The 16,517-nt window shown below is 41.2% G+C and carries 15 protein-coding genes and 1 other RNA gene; 3 read left to right on the top strand and 13 right to left on the bottom strand.

What is annotated here, in order from left to right; all coding sequences use genetic code 11:
• Nucleotides 1-83 precede the first annotated feature (83 nt).
• The 6 genes from Q0P34_RS02855 to hprK are packed head-to-tail and all read right to left on the bottom strand — an operon-like array spanning nucleotide 84 to nucleotide 8,184.
• The gene (locus Q0P34_RS02855; RefSeq protein WP_294952599.1) at nucleotides 84-3,506 is read right to left on the bottom strand and encodes a DNA polymerase III subunit alpha; all 3,423 of its coding nucleotides are present in this window, start codon (nucleotides 3,504-3,506) and stop codon (nucleotides 84-86) included.
• Nucleotides 3,507-3,517: 11 nt separating this feature from the next.
• Complete coding sequence (gene whiA / locus Q0P34_RS02850; RefSeq protein ID WP_294952596.1) at nucleotides 3,518-4,411, bottom strand: DNA-binding protein WhiA; 894 nt, start codon at nucleotides 4,409-4,411, stop codon at nucleotides 3,518-3,520.
• 17 nt (nucleotides 4,412-4,428) lie between these two features.
• Nucleotides 4,429-5,292, bottom strand: a complete 864-nt coding sequence (gene rapZ, locus Q0P34_RS02845) for an RNase adapter RapZ (protein WP_294952593.1) — start codon at nucleotides 5,290-5,292, stop codon at nucleotides 4,429-4,431.
• 20 nt (nucleotides 5,293-5,312) lie between these two features.
• Nucleotides 5,313-6,212, bottom strand: a complete 900-nt coding sequence (gene murB, locus Q0P34_RS02840; protein ID WP_294952591.1) for a UDP-N-acetylmuramate dehydrogenase — start codon at nucleotides 6,210-6,212, stop codon at nucleotides 5,313-5,315.
• A 21-nt stretch (nucleotides 6,213-6,233) separates the two neighbouring features.
• On the bottom strand, nucleotides 6,234-7,178 hold the full coding sequence (locus tag Q0P34_RS02835) for an ROK family protein (RefSeq protein ID WP_294952588.1): 945 nt from the start codon (nucleotides 7,176-7,178) through the stop codon (nucleotides 6,234-6,236).
• 37 nt (nucleotides 7,179-7,215) lie between these two features.
• The gene (gene hprK / locus Q0P34_RS02830) at nucleotides 7,216-8,184 is read right to left on the bottom strand and encodes an HPr(Ser) kinase/phosphatase (RefSeq protein WP_294952585.1); all 969 of its coding nucleotides are present in this window, start codon (nucleotides 8,182-8,184) and stop codon (nucleotides 7,216-7,218) included.
• 133 nt (nucleotides 8,185-8,317) lie between these two features.
• On the opposite strand from hprK, the gene Q0P34_RS02825 reads away from it, so the two are divergent.
• The gene (locus Q0P34_RS02825; RefSeq protein WP_294952582.1) at nucleotides 8,318-9,508 is read left to right on the top strand and encodes a glycosyltransferase; all 1,191 of its coding nucleotides are present in this window, start codon (nucleotides 8,318-8,320) and stop codon (nucleotides 9,506-9,508) included.
• 87 nt (nucleotides 9,509-9,595) lie between these two features.
• On the opposite strand, the gene Q0P34_RS02820 is transcribed toward Q0P34_RS02825, so the two are convergent.
• From Q0P34_RS02820 to Q0P34_RS02805, 4 genes are all read right to left on the bottom strand, one after another.
• Nucleotides 9,596-10,792: an MFS transporter gene (locus Q0P34_RS02820; protein WP_294952580.1), complete on the bottom strand. Its 1,197-nt coding sequence runs from the start codon at nucleotides 10,790-10,792 to the stop codon at nucleotides 9,596-9,598.
• 262 nt (nucleotides 10,793-11,054) lie between these two features.
• Nucleotides 11,055-11,510 (bottom strand): DUF188 domain-containing protein, encoded by a 456-nt coding sequence (locus Q0P34_RS02815; RefSeq protein WP_294952577.1) that lies wholly within the window; start codon nucleotides 11,508-11,510, stop codon nucleotides 11,055-11,057.
• A gap of 6 nt (nucleotides 11,511-11,516) precedes the next feature.
• Complete coding sequence (locus Q0P34_RS02810) at nucleotides 11,517-12,275, bottom strand: alpha/beta fold hydrolase (protein WP_294952574.1); 759 nt, start codon at nucleotides 12,273-12,275, stop codon at nucleotides 11,517-11,519.
• A gap of 33 nt (nucleotides 12,276-12,308) precedes the next feature.
• On the bottom strand, nucleotides 12,309-12,770 hold the full coding sequence (locus tag Q0P34_RS02805; RefSeq protein WP_294952572.1) for a low molecular weight protein-tyrosine-phosphatase: 462 nt from the start codon (nucleotides 12,768-12,770) through the stop codon (nucleotides 12,309-12,311).
• A gap of 200 nt (nucleotides 12,771-12,970) precedes the next feature.
• On the opposite strand from Q0P34_RS02805, the gene Q0P34_RS02800 reads away from it, so the two are divergent.
• Both Q0P34_RS02800 and Q0P34_RS02795 read left to right on the top strand, forming a co-directional pair.
• On the top strand, nucleotides 12,971-13,639 hold the full coding sequence (locus Q0P34_RS02800) for a hypothetical protein (protein ID WP_294952569.1): 669 nt from the start codon (nucleotides 12,971-12,973) through the stop codon (nucleotides 13,637-13,639).
• Nucleotides 13,640-13,653: 14 nt separating this feature from the next.
• A complete protein-coding gene (locus Q0P34_RS02795) occupies nucleotides 13,654-14,316 on the top strand; it encodes a zinc ribbon domain-containing protein (protein ID WP_294952566.1) in 663 nt (220 codons plus the stop codon).
• A gap of 758 nt (nucleotides 14,317-15,074) precedes the next feature.
• On the opposite strand, the gene ssrA is transcribed toward Q0P34_RS02795, so the two are convergent.
• The 3 genes from ssrA to smpB form a co-directional block, all read right to left on the bottom strand.
• Nucleotides 15,075-15,423, bottom strand: a transfer-messenger RNA (tmRNA) gene (gene ssrA / locus Q0P34_RS02790).
• A gap of 12 nt (nucleotides 15,424-15,435) precedes the next feature.
• Complete coding sequence (locus tag Q0P34_RS02785) at nucleotides 15,436-16,038, bottom strand: zinc-ribbon domain containing protein (RefSeq protein WP_294952563.1); 603 nt, start codon at nucleotides 16,036-16,038, stop codon at nucleotides 15,436-15,438.
• Nucleotides 16,038-16,502 (bottom strand): SsrA-binding protein SmpB, encoded by a 465-nt coding sequence (gene smpB / locus Q0P34_RS02780; RefSeq protein ID WP_294952560.1) that lies wholly within the window; start codon nucleotides 16,500-16,502, stop codon nucleotides 16,038-16,040. Before smpB ends, Q0P34_RS02785 begins: the two co-directional genes overlap by 1 nt.
• Nucleotides 16,503-16,517 lie beyond the last annotated feature (15 nt).

The following is a 16,517-nucleotide window of genomic DNA, read 5'->3' as shown; positions in this document are numbered from 1 at the left end:
AATATATAAAAATATTTAATGTTAAGCAATATATCTATTTTACTTAATTTTACAAATATTGTCAAGTATCAAAAGGATACAAGCTAAAACCTCACAACCACATTATCGTCGCCGAGAAGCCCTCGAAGCTTTGCCACGGCATCTTCATTATATGAAAAGCCAAGCTCCTTTTTCAGCCTTTCATATTTTTTCTCGTCTGCAAAATAATAGTACACAGGAAAATCTCCTCTGTATCCGGCAAGAATTTCAGAGGCACTCCTAACGCGTTCATCACCTCTTGACGAAAACTTTAGAAACAAGCCGTTACGCTTTGACCTTTGCTCAACATTTTGTGCCGTTACATCTGCATTTGGCTCAATAACCGAGTTTACTAAGATTTTAGGTTCCTTTTCCTCCTCGATAGATACGGTACCCTTAACAGCAATAACATTGCCCTGTGTAATCAGCATACTGCATTGAGCAAACACCTTTGGAAACAGCACAATCTCAACAGTACCGTACAAATCCTCAAGGGTTACAAATGCCATATTCATATTATTGCTTCGGGTTTGCTTAACGGAAATTCGGGTTATGCTTCCGCAAAGAGTAACAACAGAGCCGTCCTTAACGGCTGACATTTCGTTGCCTGCCTCAAGCACATCGTAGGTGCGAACACAGCCTGCCCTTTTCACATAATTATCAAATCTATCCATTGGATGACCTGACAGATAAAGCCCTGTCATTTCCTTTTCCATTTGCAAAAGCTCTGATTTGGAATATTCCTCAACATTTGGCATTTCAAAGCTGTCGCTGAAATCATCATTCAAATCAAACAGTCCAACCTGACCATACATTGTACGACGGTACTTTTCCTCTATGTTTGTAAGGATAACCGGCAAGGCGTTGAGCATTTGCTTTCTGTTAGCCCCCATATTGTCAAACGCACCGCAACGGATAAGTGATTCAACGGCTCTGCGGTTAAATTTTCCGCCCTGAAGCCTTGAACAAAAATCAAATATATCCTTGTATCTGCCGTTTTGACGTTCTCTGATTATGTCCTCAATAAAATCATTTCCAAGGTTTTTAATACCGAGAAGGCCATAGTTTATTACCTTGTCACTGCTTGCGGTAAAGCCCTTCATAGAGCTGTTAATATCAGGCGGTGCAAGGCGAATACCAAGCCTTTTACATTCTGCAATATATCGTGCAACCTTGTTTGAATTATCAAGCACCGATGTAAGCAATGCCGCCATAAACTGCGACGGATGATATTTTTTAAGATACGCACAACGGTATGCAACAAGAGCATAGCACGCGGCATGAGACTTGTTAAATGCGTAGGAAGCAAAATCGCTTATTTTATCAAAAATTCCGTTGGCAACCGATTGAGCAATACCGTTTTTTGCACAGCCGTCAACAAAAGCCGAGCGTTCCTTTTCCATAACATCGTGCTTCTTTTTGCTCATGGCACGACGCACAACATCAGCCCTGCCGAAGCTGTATCCTGCAAGCTCACGGAAAATCTGCATAACCTGCTCCTGATACACCATACAACCGTAGGTGTTTTTCAGTATCGGCTCAAGCATAGGCGTATCATATGTGATGTCCTGCGGATTGTTTGAATTGTGCACAAAGGTATCAATTTGACTTGCAGGACCGGGACGGTAAAGCGATGTAGCCGCTATCAAGTCCTCAAGCCCTGTCGGTTTAAGGCTCATCAGCATTTGCTTCATTCCCGACGACTCAAATTGGAATATACCCTCAGTTTGTCCTCGCGAAAAAAGCCTGTAAACCTGCTCGTCATCAATGGCAATATGCTCAATGTCTACGTTACACGCTCTTGCACAATCATCAATTACGGTTAATGTACGAAGACCCAAAAAGTCCATCTTGAGCAATCCAAGCTCCTCAAGAGTAGTCATAATGTACTGCGTTACAACCAAATCATCGTTTGTTGCAAGGGGAACATACGACGACACGGGATCGTGCGTAATAACAACACCTGCCGCGTGGGTTGATGTGTTGCGCGGCATACCCTCAACCTTGCGTGCAATCTCAACAAGCCTTGCAACCTGTGGGTCCTCGTCCATAGCCTGCCTAAGCTCCTTGCTTTTTTTAACAGCATCATCAAGTGTAATGTGAAAAACATTGGGTATCATTTTCACAATTGCATCAACCCTTGCATAAGACATACCAAGCACTCTGCCGACATCTCGCAGAGCCGCCTTTGTTTGCAGGGTACCAAAGGTTACAATTTGCGCAACATGGTCTGCGCCGTATTTTTTTGTAACATAATCTATTACCTCGCCACGCCTCTCGTAGCAAAAATCTATATCAAAATCCGGCATCGAAACTCGCTGGGGATTCAAAAATCTCTCAAAAATCAAATCATATTTCATAGGGTCAAGGTCTGTTATGCCTATGCAATATGCTGCTATTGAGCCTGCACCCGAGCCTCTGCCCGGACCGACGGGAATGCCCTTGCTTTTCGCAAATCTTACAAAATCCTGAACTATCAAATAATAGTCGGTATATCCCATTTTTTCTACGGTTTCAAGCTCGTATTCAAGACGGTCAATGTAAACCTGCGGCACATCCTTGCCGTATCTTTCGTAAAGACCGTCGTAGCACTTTTGCCTAAAGAAATCATAGTGATTCATATTATTAGGAGTTTCAAAATACGGTAGCTTTGTTGTACCGAATTCAAAATCAAAGCTACATTTTTCCGCGATTACCTGCGTATTTGAAATTGCCTGAGGGGTGTCGGCAAACAGCTCTGCCATTTCCTGCTCGCTTTTAAGATAAAAGCTGTCGGAATGAAATTCAAGCCCCGTATCCTCGCCTAATATATGGTTTGTTGCAATACAAATAAGCACCTGCTGAATTTCGGCATCCTCGCGCCTGACATAATGCACATCGTTTGTTGCAACAAGAGGAATACCCGTTTCATCAGCAAGTCGCTTAATTCCGTCGGCAACAACACGTTCCTCATCAAGCCCGTGATTTTGAAGCTCTAAATAGTAATTGCCCTCACCAAAAACGGAATTATACCACAGGGCAGACCTTTTGGCAGAGTCATAATCACGTTGCAAAAGGTACTGCGGGATTTCACCGGCAACGCAGGCAGAAAGACAAATAAGTCCCTCGCTGTGAGCCTCAAGCAAATCCCTGTCAATCCTCGGCTTAAAATAAAAGCCCTCGGTAAAGGATTGCGACACCATTTTAATAAGGTTTTTATATCCGGTCTCATTTTTAACCAGCAAAACAAGATGTGAATATTTACCGTCACGAGTCTTGTCCTTATCAAATCGGCTGTGCGGTGCAACATACACCTCACACCCTATAATAGGCTTTATGCCTTGCTTTTTGCACTCCTTATAAAAATCCACGGCACCGTACATATTGCCGTGGTCGGTTATTGCAAGCGAGGTCATACCCAGCTCCCTTGCACGACTGACAAGCTCGCTCAAACGGCAGGCGCCGTCAAGCAAGCTAAACTGTGTGTGCAAATGAAGATGAGTAAACATATTTTCACCTCTTAAAGCTCCTGAGCTATCTTTACAAGCCTTGAAAGACGATGATTAACTCCGCTTCTGCTAATCGGAGGATCAAACATCTCGGCAAGCTCTGTCAGAGAGGAGTCCGGATTTTCCATTCTTATTTCGGCCATTTCCCTTAACGGATCGGAAAGAGAGTCAAGCCCCTTTTCTCTTTCTATCTTCATAATAGCGGCAATTTGAGGAGATGCGGCGGCAACGGTTTTTTCGATGTTAGCAGTTTCACAATTTGCCTTTCTGTTTGCAGTATTGCGAATCTCCTTAACAATTTTAACATTCATCATATCAAACATGGATTTGCCTGCACCCATAATGTAAAGGCAATCCTCAATTTCCTCGCTGTCCTTAAAATATATAATGTTATATCCCTTTCGCTTTGTAAGCTTTGGAGAAAGCTCCTTTTCCTGCAGGGCAGTAACAAGGCTTTTCGACAGGTTCATATACGCAACGGAAAACTCAAGATGATAGTCCTTTTCCGGCGATGATACGGCACCGCACGCCAAAAACGCACCGCGCAGAAAGGCACTTTGACAATCGTCACAATCAAAATTTGAAAAGTTTATCCTAAGGCTTGTTTCGTTTTTTTCATGCCCTAAATATGCCATTATTTTAGATGCGCCGGACGGTCTTTTTATCGCAACCGTGTACAGCTTGCCCGATGGCGATTCCTTAATTGATGAAGAAATTGAGCAAAGCTCCTTTAACAAGCTGCAAAACAGCTCTGCCGTAGGCTTGCTCTTTGACTGAAACACTATCTCCTTATATGAAAAGCTCTTTGAAAAAAGAGCCATTCCGTAAAGGAGACTCTTTTTACAGCAATTATTTTCGCATTGCAATTCCACAAGCTCTTTTTTTACCTGAGAAGAAAACGACATTTCTACCGTACCTCTGCCTATTGTCTTTCAATATCACGGTGATTTACAGTAACATTATCCCACTTGCGAGAGAAATATTCCTTAAGTGCTTCTGCAAAAACAACGCTTCTGTGGTTACCGCCTGTACAGCCGATAGCAATTACTATCTGACTTTTACCCTCACGTATGTACAACGGGTTTAGGTAATCAAGCAAATTCTTGGTTCTTTCCAAAATACCGTATGCCTCGTCGAAGCTAAAGACATAATCCTTAACCTCTTTATCAAGACCTGTTTTATTCCTCATTGATTCAATCCAATAAGGGTTTGGCAGACATCTTACATCAAGCACAAAATCTGCGTCGGCAGGAATACCGTGCTTAAATCCGAATGACACAATGTGAAGATTCATAACCTCTGTTTCGTCGCTGAGCAAAATCTGTGTCAATCTTTCACGAAGCTGATTTGCGTCCAAATCGGAGGTGTCAACAATATAACCTGCCTTTTCTCTGACAGGGGCTAAAATTTCCTTTTCGTATTTAAGGGCCTCCTCAAGCGAGCCGTTAAACATATCGGCAAAGGGATGCTTTCTTCTTGTCAGCTTATATCTTTTAAGGGCAACATGATTTTTAATATCAAGGAAAATTGTTTTTACAATATAATCATTGCTGTCCATAAGCCCCTGAATATTCTTTGAAAATTCTGAATACACACCTGCCGAGCGAACGTCGGTAACAATAGCAATCTTTTTGTATGTTTCCGAGTTTTCAATAAGCTCAATAAACCTGCCTATAAGCTCTGCGGGCATATTGTCGATACAGTAATATCCAATATCCTCCATAAAGCCCATGGCGGTTGATTTACCTGCACCCGAAACACCGGTAAGTAAAACTATTTCCTTCATATCATAATCCCCTTATGTCTTTATTTTGTAACTCTTACTTCCATTTCCAAATCAACACCCGTTTGTTCCTTAACGGTATCTGAAACCCTTTTGCAAAGCTGCAAAACATCATTACAGGTTGCGTTGCCCGTGTTGATAACAAAGCCTGCGTGCTTTGTGCTGATTTCGGCACCGCCGACACTTGTGCCCTTGAGGTTGCATTGCTCAATCAGCGCTCCCGCAAAGTGCCCCTCCGGTCGCTTAAATGTTGAGCCGGCAGACGGATATTCAAGAGGTTGCTTATCCCTTCTTCTGCTCATATAGTCATCCATAGCGGCTTTAATTTCGTTTGCGTCAGCCTTTTTAAGCTTAAAGTAAACGCCTGTAATTATGCCGCCGTTGTCAAAATATGCAGAATGTCTGTATGACAGCTCAAGCTTATCACCCTCAAGACTGCCGACATTTCCGTTTGCATCAATATGATCACACTTAAACATTACGTCCTTAAGCTCACCGCCGTAGGCACCTGCATTCATAAACGCACCGCCACCGCACGAGCCGGGAATACCGTACGCAAACTCCAAGCCGGACAGGCTGTTTTCCAAGGCAAAACGGCACACCTTCATAAGCGACGCACCTGCCTTTGCATAAATGACGTCGTCGCCTATCAGTGTCACCTCGGCAAAATCCTTACCGAGAATTATAACCACTGCATCTATGCCCTCATCAGCCACAAGCAAATTTGAGCCGTTGCCCACCGTAATGAAGCGAACACCGTATTGATTACACTTTTTTATTACTGCAGATATTTCCTCCTCTCTTTTAGGAAAAACCGCAAGCCTTGCAGGACCGCCTATTTTGAAGGTGGTGTGAAGGCTCATAGGCTCGTTTTCGCTGTATGAAATACCTGCGCTGTCTAAAAATTTACTAATTTCTGTCAAAAAAATTCACCCGATTAATTATTACCTACCCAAAAGAGCGGCACCGATAATGCCTGCGTCATTGCCAAGCTCTGCCTTGCAAATCTTTGACTGAACCTTTGAGTAAACACTATATCTTTCGCTCTCTACATATCTGCGGATAGGACGCAAAAGTGTTTCGCCCTCGTTACAGATACCTCCGCCTATGCAGATAACCTCCGGCTGAAAAATATTTACAAGGTTGATAAGACCGCAGGCAACATACTTGTTGTACTTGTCTACAACCTTAATGCCTGCAATATCGCCCCTGCGCATTGCATCAAATGCAGTTCTGCCGGATACCTTGCCTTCCTCTGCTGCAAGCTCATGCATAACAGAATCAGGATATTCCTCCATAGCCCTCTTTGTTTGGTTGATAAGCGCAGTTGCAGAAGCATAAGCCTCCCAGCAGCCCTTTCTTCCGCAGGTGCAAGGCTCGCCGTCAACAACAATAACCGTATGACCGCACTCGCCGCCCGCATTGTTTGAGCCTGAAACAATCTTGCCGTCAACAATAATACCTGAGCCGACACCGGTGCCCAAGGTTACTGCAACAAAGTCCTTTGCACCGTGGCCACAGCCTGCAACAGCCTCACCGAGAGCCGCACAGTTTGCGTCATTTTCTATGTAAACATTTTTGCATCCAAGTCCTTCAATAAGCATTTCCTTTGCAGGAATATGGTCAAAGCCAAGGTTGTTAGCATATTCAATAACACCCTCGGCATTTACCGTACCGGGAGAGCCCATACCTACGGATGCAATGTCATCCATAGTAAGACCGGCTTCGTCTACCGATTGCTTTGCCACCTTTGCGATGTCATCAAAAATTTCCTCTGCCGAACGAGGAGTAGCAGTAGGAGTCTTTGCCTTTGCAATAATCTTGCAATCGTCGTCAACAACTGCCGCCACAATATTTGTTCCGCCCAAATCAATACCGATTCTGTACATAATAATATTCCCCTTTGTTTTTAATTTACCAATTTTATTATTCGTTATGAGTCCACAAATCAAGCTCTTTTTCCGTCGGCTCCAAGTCATCAATGCCAAGACCCTGCATAAGCTCCTTTGCACCGTTGTAGCCCATCTTCTTTTGACGGTTGTTCATTGCCGCTGTTTCCACAATGACTGCAAGGTTTCTGCCCGGTGTGATAGGCACGGTTATAACAGGTACCTTAACATCCAAAAGCTTTGTGTACTCATTATCTATGCCCAAACGGTCATAAGCCTTTGTGGCATCCCATTCCTCAAGCTGAATTACCATATCAATTTTTTCATTTGGCTTAACCGCACCCATACCGAAGATACGGCCTGCGTTGATAATGCCAATGCCTCTGAGTTCAATGAAGTGACGTATGTTGCTCGGAGACGAGCCCTCAAGAGTGTTGTCACCAAGCTTGCGAATTTCAACAGCGTCATCGGCAATAAGTCTGTGACCTCTTTTGATAAGCTCGATAGCCGTTTCGCTCTTGCCGGCACCGCTTTCGCCTACGATAAGAACACCCTCACCGTAAACCTCAACAAGAACGCCGTGTCGGGTTATTCTCGGGGCAAGCTCACGGTTAAGCTGTGCAATAAGAGATGCCAAAAACGGTGAGGTTTCCCTTGAGGTTTTAAGCAACGGAACCTCATATTTTGCACAGGCATCCACAAAATAATCAGGAATATCAAGACCCCTTGTTACAACTGCTGCCGCAGGATGAAGGCTGAGCCAATATCCAAGTGCTCTTTCTCTTTCGATATCCGACATATTCTGCAAAAAGCTAAGCTCTGTCCAGCCGAGTATTTGCACACGAAGAGGATCAAAATAATCAGTATATCCCGCAAGCTGAATGCCGGGACGGTTAACCTCATTTGTGGTAATGTGGATTTCGTCGGCAGACATTGGGATATAAACTATCTCAAGATTATTGTCCTCAATAATCTTTTTTAAGGTTATATAGTATTTTTCAGCCATAGCTTTACACCTCATAAAAGCTTAATCATTTTTATTATATAATACATTTTAGCATTAATCAAGAACAGATTAAAAATAAATTGGTTTACTTATGATTTTCGCTGTGATATAATGGCGACAAGGAGTAATGTATATGAATAAGCAACTCAAAATTGCAATAGGTACAGAGTCTTTTCCGCCAACAATAGACGGAATAAGCACCGTTGCAAAATGCTATGCAGATATAATTAATGACAAGTACGGCGAGGCGGTTATCGTAACCCCTAAAAATCCGAATCAAGAGGATTATAAGTATCCGTACGAGATTTACAGATACCAAAGCCTGTTCACCTTTGGCGAGGGCTATCCTGTAGGTTGGCCGTTCAAAAAGGAATTTGCTACTGACATTATTGCAAAGGATTTTGATATTCTTCACAGCCATTGTCCCATGGCAACAAGCTACTTTTTCAGAAGAATCAACAGGCTTCACCGTATCCCTCAAATTTTAACATATCACACAAAGTATGAGTACGATATTGAAGAGCGCGTGCCTCTTTGGGCAATTAGGCACAGGGCTTACGGCTTTTTGCTCAACAACCTTAAATGTGCAGATGAGGTTTGGGTTACCAGCCACGGCACCGTTGACAGCCTGCGCAAGGTTGGATACGAGGGTGATTTTGTTGTTATGCCAAACGGCTGTGACCTGCCGAAATTTGAATGTACGGATGATATGCGTGCAATGATAAGGCGCAAGCACAGCATACCGCCTAATGTACCTGTTTTGCTGTTTGTCGGCAGAATGATGTGGTATAAGAATATCAAAATCATACTTGATGCCTGCAAATCACTAAAAACAAACGGCAGGGATTTCAGGATGATAATGATTGGTATGGGTCCCGAGGAAGCTCAAATCAAGCGATATTGCACCAAGCTCGGACTGAATGATAAGGTCATTTTTACCGGCCAGCTTTATGACAGGTACGAGCTGCAAATCTACTACGCAACAGCCGATGTTCAGGTGTTTCCGTCAATATTTGATACCAACGGTCTTGTTGTGCGTGAGGCAGCCGCATCTGCAACACCAACAATAGTGGTAGCAGACAGCTGTGCATCAGAGGGCATTACCGACGGTGAAACAGGCTTTTTATGTCTTGAATCTGCACACAGTGTTGCAAAAACCATTGACAGTATTATTGACAACAAGGATTTGCTCAACCGTGTCGGTGAAAAAGCAAGAGACAACATCTACATCAGCTGGGACGAGGCTGTGGCAAATGCCTGTGAGCGATACCAAATCGTAATAGACAGGTTCAAATCCACCCCTCACCCGCCGTACGAATACTAAGAAAGAGACCGCCTACACGAAGTAAGCAGTCTTTGTTTATTTAGAGTTAGTTTGACAAACCAAAGGTTGTCGATGAAAACGCAGGGACTAAGTGTCGTGCTTGCTTGATGGGATGAAGAATTTTATAATGCAAATCGCAACGATCAACAGTATAGGAAAAACGATTCCCGCAAGCATTCCGGCTTTCATATTATCATTTGCATTCTGCGTAAAGATGCCGATGACGCTCGGACCAATAGATGCCCCCAGATCTCCGCCCATAGCAAGCAAGGCAAACAGGGCTGTTCCACCCATGGGCATCCGGGCTGAAGAAATGCTGATCGAACCCGGCCACATGATCCCCACAGAAAATCCGCAGAGAATACAGCCCAGCAGTCCGAAGATCGGCCGAGAGGAGATAGCTGTCATCAAATAACATATCAAGCACAGAGCTCCGGAACCCAGCATAAAGTTCAGCAATTTTATTTTATGACCGAATTTGCCGTACAGGAGTCGGCTGAGGCCCATAGTTGCCGCAAACATACAAGGGCCGATCAAGTCCCCGATGCTCTTTGAAAACCCCAGAGCAGATTCAACAAAAGCAGACGCCCATTGTGCCATGGATGCTTCGCTTGCACCTGCGCCGATCATCAAAAGGATAAAAACCCAAAAGGCGGGCTTACTCAACAGCTCTTTCGGCGTCATTCCTTTGCCTTCCTCCGCTAAACGCTCAATTGGGCATATTGAAAAATTGTATGCATTGATGAACGGAACGATCGCCCACAGGCAGGCCATGATACGCCAGTTTTCAATACCAAACAGCGAAAAAAACAACGTTGAGACAAAAACAACGCCCACCACGCCCCAACAATAAAAGGAATGAAGCAGGCTCATCACGCTGCCTTTATTTTCAAACGGACAGGCCTCCACAATAGGACTGACCAAAACCTCAATCAGTCCGCTTCCTACAGCGTAGATCACAACACTGATCAGAATTCCCAAAAGGCGGGTTGGCAGAAGGCTTGGCAAAAAAGCCAATGAAATCAAGCCCACGGCAGAAGTAATTTGCGATGCAACCACACATTTTCGATATCCGATCCGATCAACAAATTTGGCGCAAAATACATCCACAAGAATTTGAACAATGTAAAAAACAGTGGAAATCAGGGCGATTTGCGCAATCGGTATGTTAAACTCGGCATGAAATCGCAAAAACAGAAGCGGCGTAAAATTTGCAACAATTGCCTGCGTAATAAATCCTATATAACATGTAATCAGTGTCTTTTTGTAGTTTTTTATTTCCATACAATCTGAAATTCCTCTCAATGACAAAATTGCGTGAACAGTTACATGCCATCAAGTCATACTTTCCTTTTATGAGAAATGATCTTTGCAAATTCAAAATTTGTCTTTCTTTTAATTTCCTATTATACACCAAAATTATGAATATTTCTACCTGTCGGCTTTTACTATTTTTCCATAATATAATTTTCTGCACCTGAAATAGTGCAAAAGAAAACTCCCATCGCAAAGAGAGCTTATTTTGACTTTATAATTACTGCTTGTCTTACATTGATAATATTTCTGCTCGTTTCTTTTTGGTTAGTTTATTTAGGATTTCGTTGTAGGCTTTGTCGTTTTCATTGGTTCTTTTCTTTGGGCCTTTTAGGTGGGCACCTGCCATTCTTGCTTTCTTTGATTCGTGGCGTGTTGTAAGTAGCATTGTTAGGTTGCTGTCATTTATTATCAGCCCATTTTGAGTGATTGGTTTACCGCCTTTTGAAAGCACCATTGCAGAGAGTCCGTAGTCCTGCGTGACAACAATATCTCCTCGGCTGACCTGATTAACAAGTGCAAAATCAACACTGTCAGCACCCTTTGAAACGGTTACGGTTTTTGCGTAATCACTGTTTATAATGTGGCTTGTGTCGCAAAACACCATAACCTCAATTTGTTTCTCTTTTGCTATCTCGATTGTCTGCTTTACAACAGGGCAACCGTCTGCATCAATTAAAATTTTCATAGCACATTAAAAAGCCAAATCCTTCAAATATTTTGCAGTTGCTTTCTTGCCGGCTTTTAAGCCCTTTAGGATAAATCCGTGGTCTCCGTGAACCTCAATCAATTCGCAATTTTCATATCTCTCATTCGCTTTTCTTGAATATTCAATCTTAACGAGCTTGTCCTCAATTCCGTGAATAATCAAAACAGGCTTTTTGAAGGTGCAAATCTGCTCATAAGGGTCAAGTGCTCTTGCATCCTCAACATACTTTTTGCCGAGCTTGACAAAAACACCGTAAAAGCTGTCAGGCACATTGTTTGGGTCAATCTTTGTTCCGATTACACATCCGCGTCTTGAATCATCGGGAATACAAAGGGCGGGATAATACATAATCAGCCTCTCAATTTCATCCTCTTTTTCGGCCGCTACTAACGAGCATACAAGTCCACCCTGACTGCAACCGCAAAGGGTTATGTGATTGTTGTCAACAAAATCAAGATTTTTCGCATATTCAAGCACATCAAAAAGATTTTTCTTTTGAGTCTGTACGCTCATATTTACACTATTGCCACCGGAAATTCCACTGCCTGACATACAAAAATCAAACATAATTACAGTATATCCTGCGTCTGTAAATGCCTTTGCATAAGGCGAGGTAATCAGCATATTGCTTGCAAATCCGTGGCACAAAATGACTGCCTTTTTAGGCACTTTCGCATCACAATTAAGCATTATTCCTCTTAATGCATTACCCTCGCTTGTTATCTTAAATGGTTTAATTTTCATAAAAATTCATCCTTTCGTAGTTTCAATCAATAATTATATTAAGCTGTTCAGCAACGCTTCGCAGCCGGCATAGATGTCCTTGTAGCACCTGTCAAAGTCACGGGTGTACCAAGGGTCCGAAACATCTGCACTACTGCCTGTGTATTCCATCAGCTTATGGATTTTGTTGTCCTTATCTCCGCCGAGAATACGCGTCATATTGCGAATGTTGGCACTGTCCATACCGATGAACAAATCATACTTATCATAGTCGCTCGCTTTCAACTGAACGGCTCTTTTACCGCTTGGGTTAATACCGTGAGCTTCAAGAACAGCCCTTGCAGGAGGATAAACGGGATTGCCCACACCGTTCCATATTTCTTCCGTGCTGGTAGCAGAGGAGACAATTACAAAATCCTTTTCCAAGCCTCTGCGCCTAACCATATCCTTTAACACAAATTCAGCCATCGGCGAACGGCAAATGTTCCCGTGGCACACAAACATAATTTTAATCATAACTATATAATATTTTGTTAGCGAGTTGTTGTCAATAAAAATGATATAAACAGAAATGTTTTTAGTATAGGTTTACAATAGATGTGTTACAAACTATAAATAAAATGAATTTATCATATTGACAAAATCAAAAATTATGTTATACTGATATGATTTAGTAATGATACTAATTGGACGGTTTGGGGTTATAGGAGGTTTTTATGCAAAAATACGAATATGTGACTCGCGCTGAATATAGCCCAGTAAAAAACGAAATCGAATCCGTTATCAAAAGAGCTCAAATAATTATGGAAGAAAAATATGAAACTCCATTTTATTTTGAATTGATTGGCAGTGGTCGAAGACACTTGATTACACGGATCAAGGGTGGTAATAAAGGTTACGATTTTGACTATAATCTTATAATTGAGCCTCCTGAACATGGTTATAAATACTTGCCTGATGTTGTAAACAAAGATTTCATGAATGCTTTTAACAAGGCGGTTAAAGGCACAAGATTTAATTGCCCTGAAGATTCTACTTCTGCACTGACTTTTGCTTGTATAGATAGAAAGACTAAAAAAAGAACATATGGTTGTGATTTAGCAATCATCTACTATGCAAGTGATGATCCTGATGATGGTTATTACTATCTTAAGAACTGGAAAAATGGTAAATATTCTTTTGAATTAAGAAAGCCTTCTCAGAATATTGATTGGAAACTTAATATAATACGTGAATATGAAAATGGCTGGAATTGGATAAGGGACGAATATCTTAAATTAAAAAACAAAAATAAAGATAAAAACAAGAAGTCATTCGTTCTTTATCTTGAATCAATTCATAATGTTTATAATTGGATTCAGCAATGGGAAGATGATGAAGATTAAAAGGAGATGTTATTGTGGCATTAATCAATTGTCCTGAATGCGGAAAAGAAATCAGTGATAATGCCAATAAGTGCGTTAACTGTGGTTGTCCTATAATTAAATATGAAAACATTTATGCTGAGAAGTCTAAAAAAAAGAAAAATCCAATTGTAGTATTAGTGATATTGGTGATTGCAGCATTACTGATTTGGGTTGGTGTCAACCAATATAAATCATATACATACCAGCAAAATCTAAATGCAATATGTTATGAAATAATATCAAGTGGTATTGAAGCAGAAGAATGTGGCAATTTGATACATGATGTATGGTATAATACTATTTTTAAAGAAACTAGTGAAGATACTGACAAATACACAAAGGAAAATAACGAATTTAACGAAGATTTCAACGACTCACTGGATAACCTATATAACGATAAAGATTTTACAGAAAAGGTAGCCAATATCCAAATCAAACAAAAAAGCATTCTTAATATGATGAAAGAAATGAAAAATCCACCATCAAAACATAAAGATGCTTATAAAGCATTATTGGCATTGTATGACGAATATAATGATTTTTCAAACTTGGTAATTAATCCAACCGGAAGCTTACAATCCTTTACAGAAGAATTTAATGAAGCAGACAAGTCATTGGCTGACCACTGTGACAAGATAAAAATGTACATAGACTAAAACTTCTTCAAAAAATGTGTAATTAGCTGAATTTGCTTACATTCATTTTAACAACAAAAAGCAAGTTTGCTCAAATGCAGACTTAGCTTTAACTTTTATTTCAAAATTTCATAATTATTTGATATTTGTTTATATTGTTCTTGTCAATAAAAATGAATATTTTCATATGTATATTGTTTTTATGAATTATAATTTTGAGTTATCGGTCGTTGATATTTTTTACAGGATTGATGTGTATGGGAACGAAAGCGCTGATAAGCAATGATTGCAATTTTTTGCAAATGCAAGCATTAATAAAACACTTTGAAAACAGTCAGACGGGCTGTTTTCTTTTTATTATACATTATGTTATTGTCCATCGGGGTCCCCGAAAAGTCAAAGACTTTTTGGGGAAAGGAGGAGCAGTGGAGTGAGTGCGTGATGATTTTTTATTAAAAATAAAAATCGTCACAAGCGATACGTAACTTGTGACGACGTGGTGGAGATGGCGGTAATCGCACTCTGCAACGAGCTTCGCTCTGCGCAGTGCGGTTGTTCCGCATTGATAGAAGGCGGTTTCGATTACGCTGCTCATCTCCATAACAAAAAACAACCACCAAGTATGGCGGTTGTTATTTTGGTGGAGATGGCGGTAATCGCACTCCGCAACGAGCTTCGCTCTGCGCAGTGCGGTTGTTCCGCATTGATAGAAGGCGGTTTCGATTACGCTGCTCATCTCCATAACAAAAAACAACCACCAAGTATGGCGGTTGTTATTTTGGTGGAGATGGCGGTAATCGAAACCGCGTCCGAAGCAGGATTGCCAAGGGCTCTACGAGTGTAGTTTGTCATTTGGGATTCCCCTCACACATCGGCGGCAAACAGCCTATATGCTACGGTAGCCTCTGATTCCTGATAAGAGCCGAAGCACTCTCTTATTCATGTTCGCCACTAATCGACGCTCTCATCCAATCCGTGGCACTATCGGTGAGAACGGAAGGGTGCTTACGCAGCCTTCAAAGAAACTGTTTTATTGTCAGTTAATTTTAAGTTGTTACTTTTTAAGTGGTGCAACTCCACTACTCGCTGACCAAGGTTTTCCGACCCCGTCGAAATCCTTTCATCCCCGTATATTAAATATTATTGTTTTAGATAATATGTATAGTTTGTTCTATAATATGTTCGAATGTATTTTGCCGGTGAAACCACTACAAATTCGCCTGTTTGGGCAATGTAATATGCTGTGTCATCATCAACGGTTTGTTTATGAATTGCATTCCTGTTTTCTATTACATTGATAGCTTTTATGAGATATTCTTCTGCGGATTTGCATTTGGTTTCTCTTCCGTGTTTTTTATAATGGGTATATAAGCTTTCGGCATCATAAAACCCATATTTATATTTGCTGTTAAACGATAAATCGACTTCTATTGTTTTTCTTGAAAAAATTAAACAAAGTAATGATAAAATTGCAGAAACAATGTAGCAAATAATTACAGAAGTATTATTGTTTAAAGTATCTTTTGTAAAAAAGGCAAATGCTATTGTTGCTGCTATAAGAGTAATAGAAATGTTGATTAGTATAGGACGGTTTTCTTTTACAGTTATTATATTTTTGCCATTACGATTATCACGACAAGCTTTGCAACGCTTAGGTAAATTGTAACCTTTTGAACGATAAAATTGTTCTTCACTCGGCGTTATTTCAAATGCTTTACCGCAATCAACACAGGTCCTTTTCATTATCTGTAATTCTCCTTAAGTGTACGTTCTATTGAACGGTTTGCTGCTTTTTTAGCCTCAACGGCGCGCTTGTCATAAAGCTTTTTGCCCTTGCAAAGCCCGATTGACAACTTGGCTCTGCCTTTTTTGATGTACAGCTCCAGCGGAACTATTGACAGACCCTGCTGCTGACTTTCGCCAAAAAGCTTCATTATCTCTTTTTTGTGAAGCAGGAGCTTTTTCTTACGCATAGGGTCACGGTTAAAGCGATTGCCCATTTCGTACGGAGAAATATGCATACCTATAACATACATCTCGCCGTCATCCACACTGCAAAAGCTATCCTTAAGATTAACTCTGCCTGCACGAATTGACTTTATTTCTGTGCCGAAAAGCTCTATGCCTGCCTCATATTTATCCAAAACGAAGTAGTCGTGGTAGGCTTTTTTATTGGTTGCAATGGTAGTATTCTCTTTTTCAATCAAGTCTATCCACTCCTT

Source organism: uncultured Eubacterium sp., from assembly GCF_945980375.1.
Lineage (GTDB): Bacteria > Bacillota > Clostridia > Oscillospirales > Acutalibacteraceae > Eubacterium_R.
Note: the sequence above shows the minus strand (reverse complement) of the source record. Positions and strands in the feature narration are given on the sequence as shown.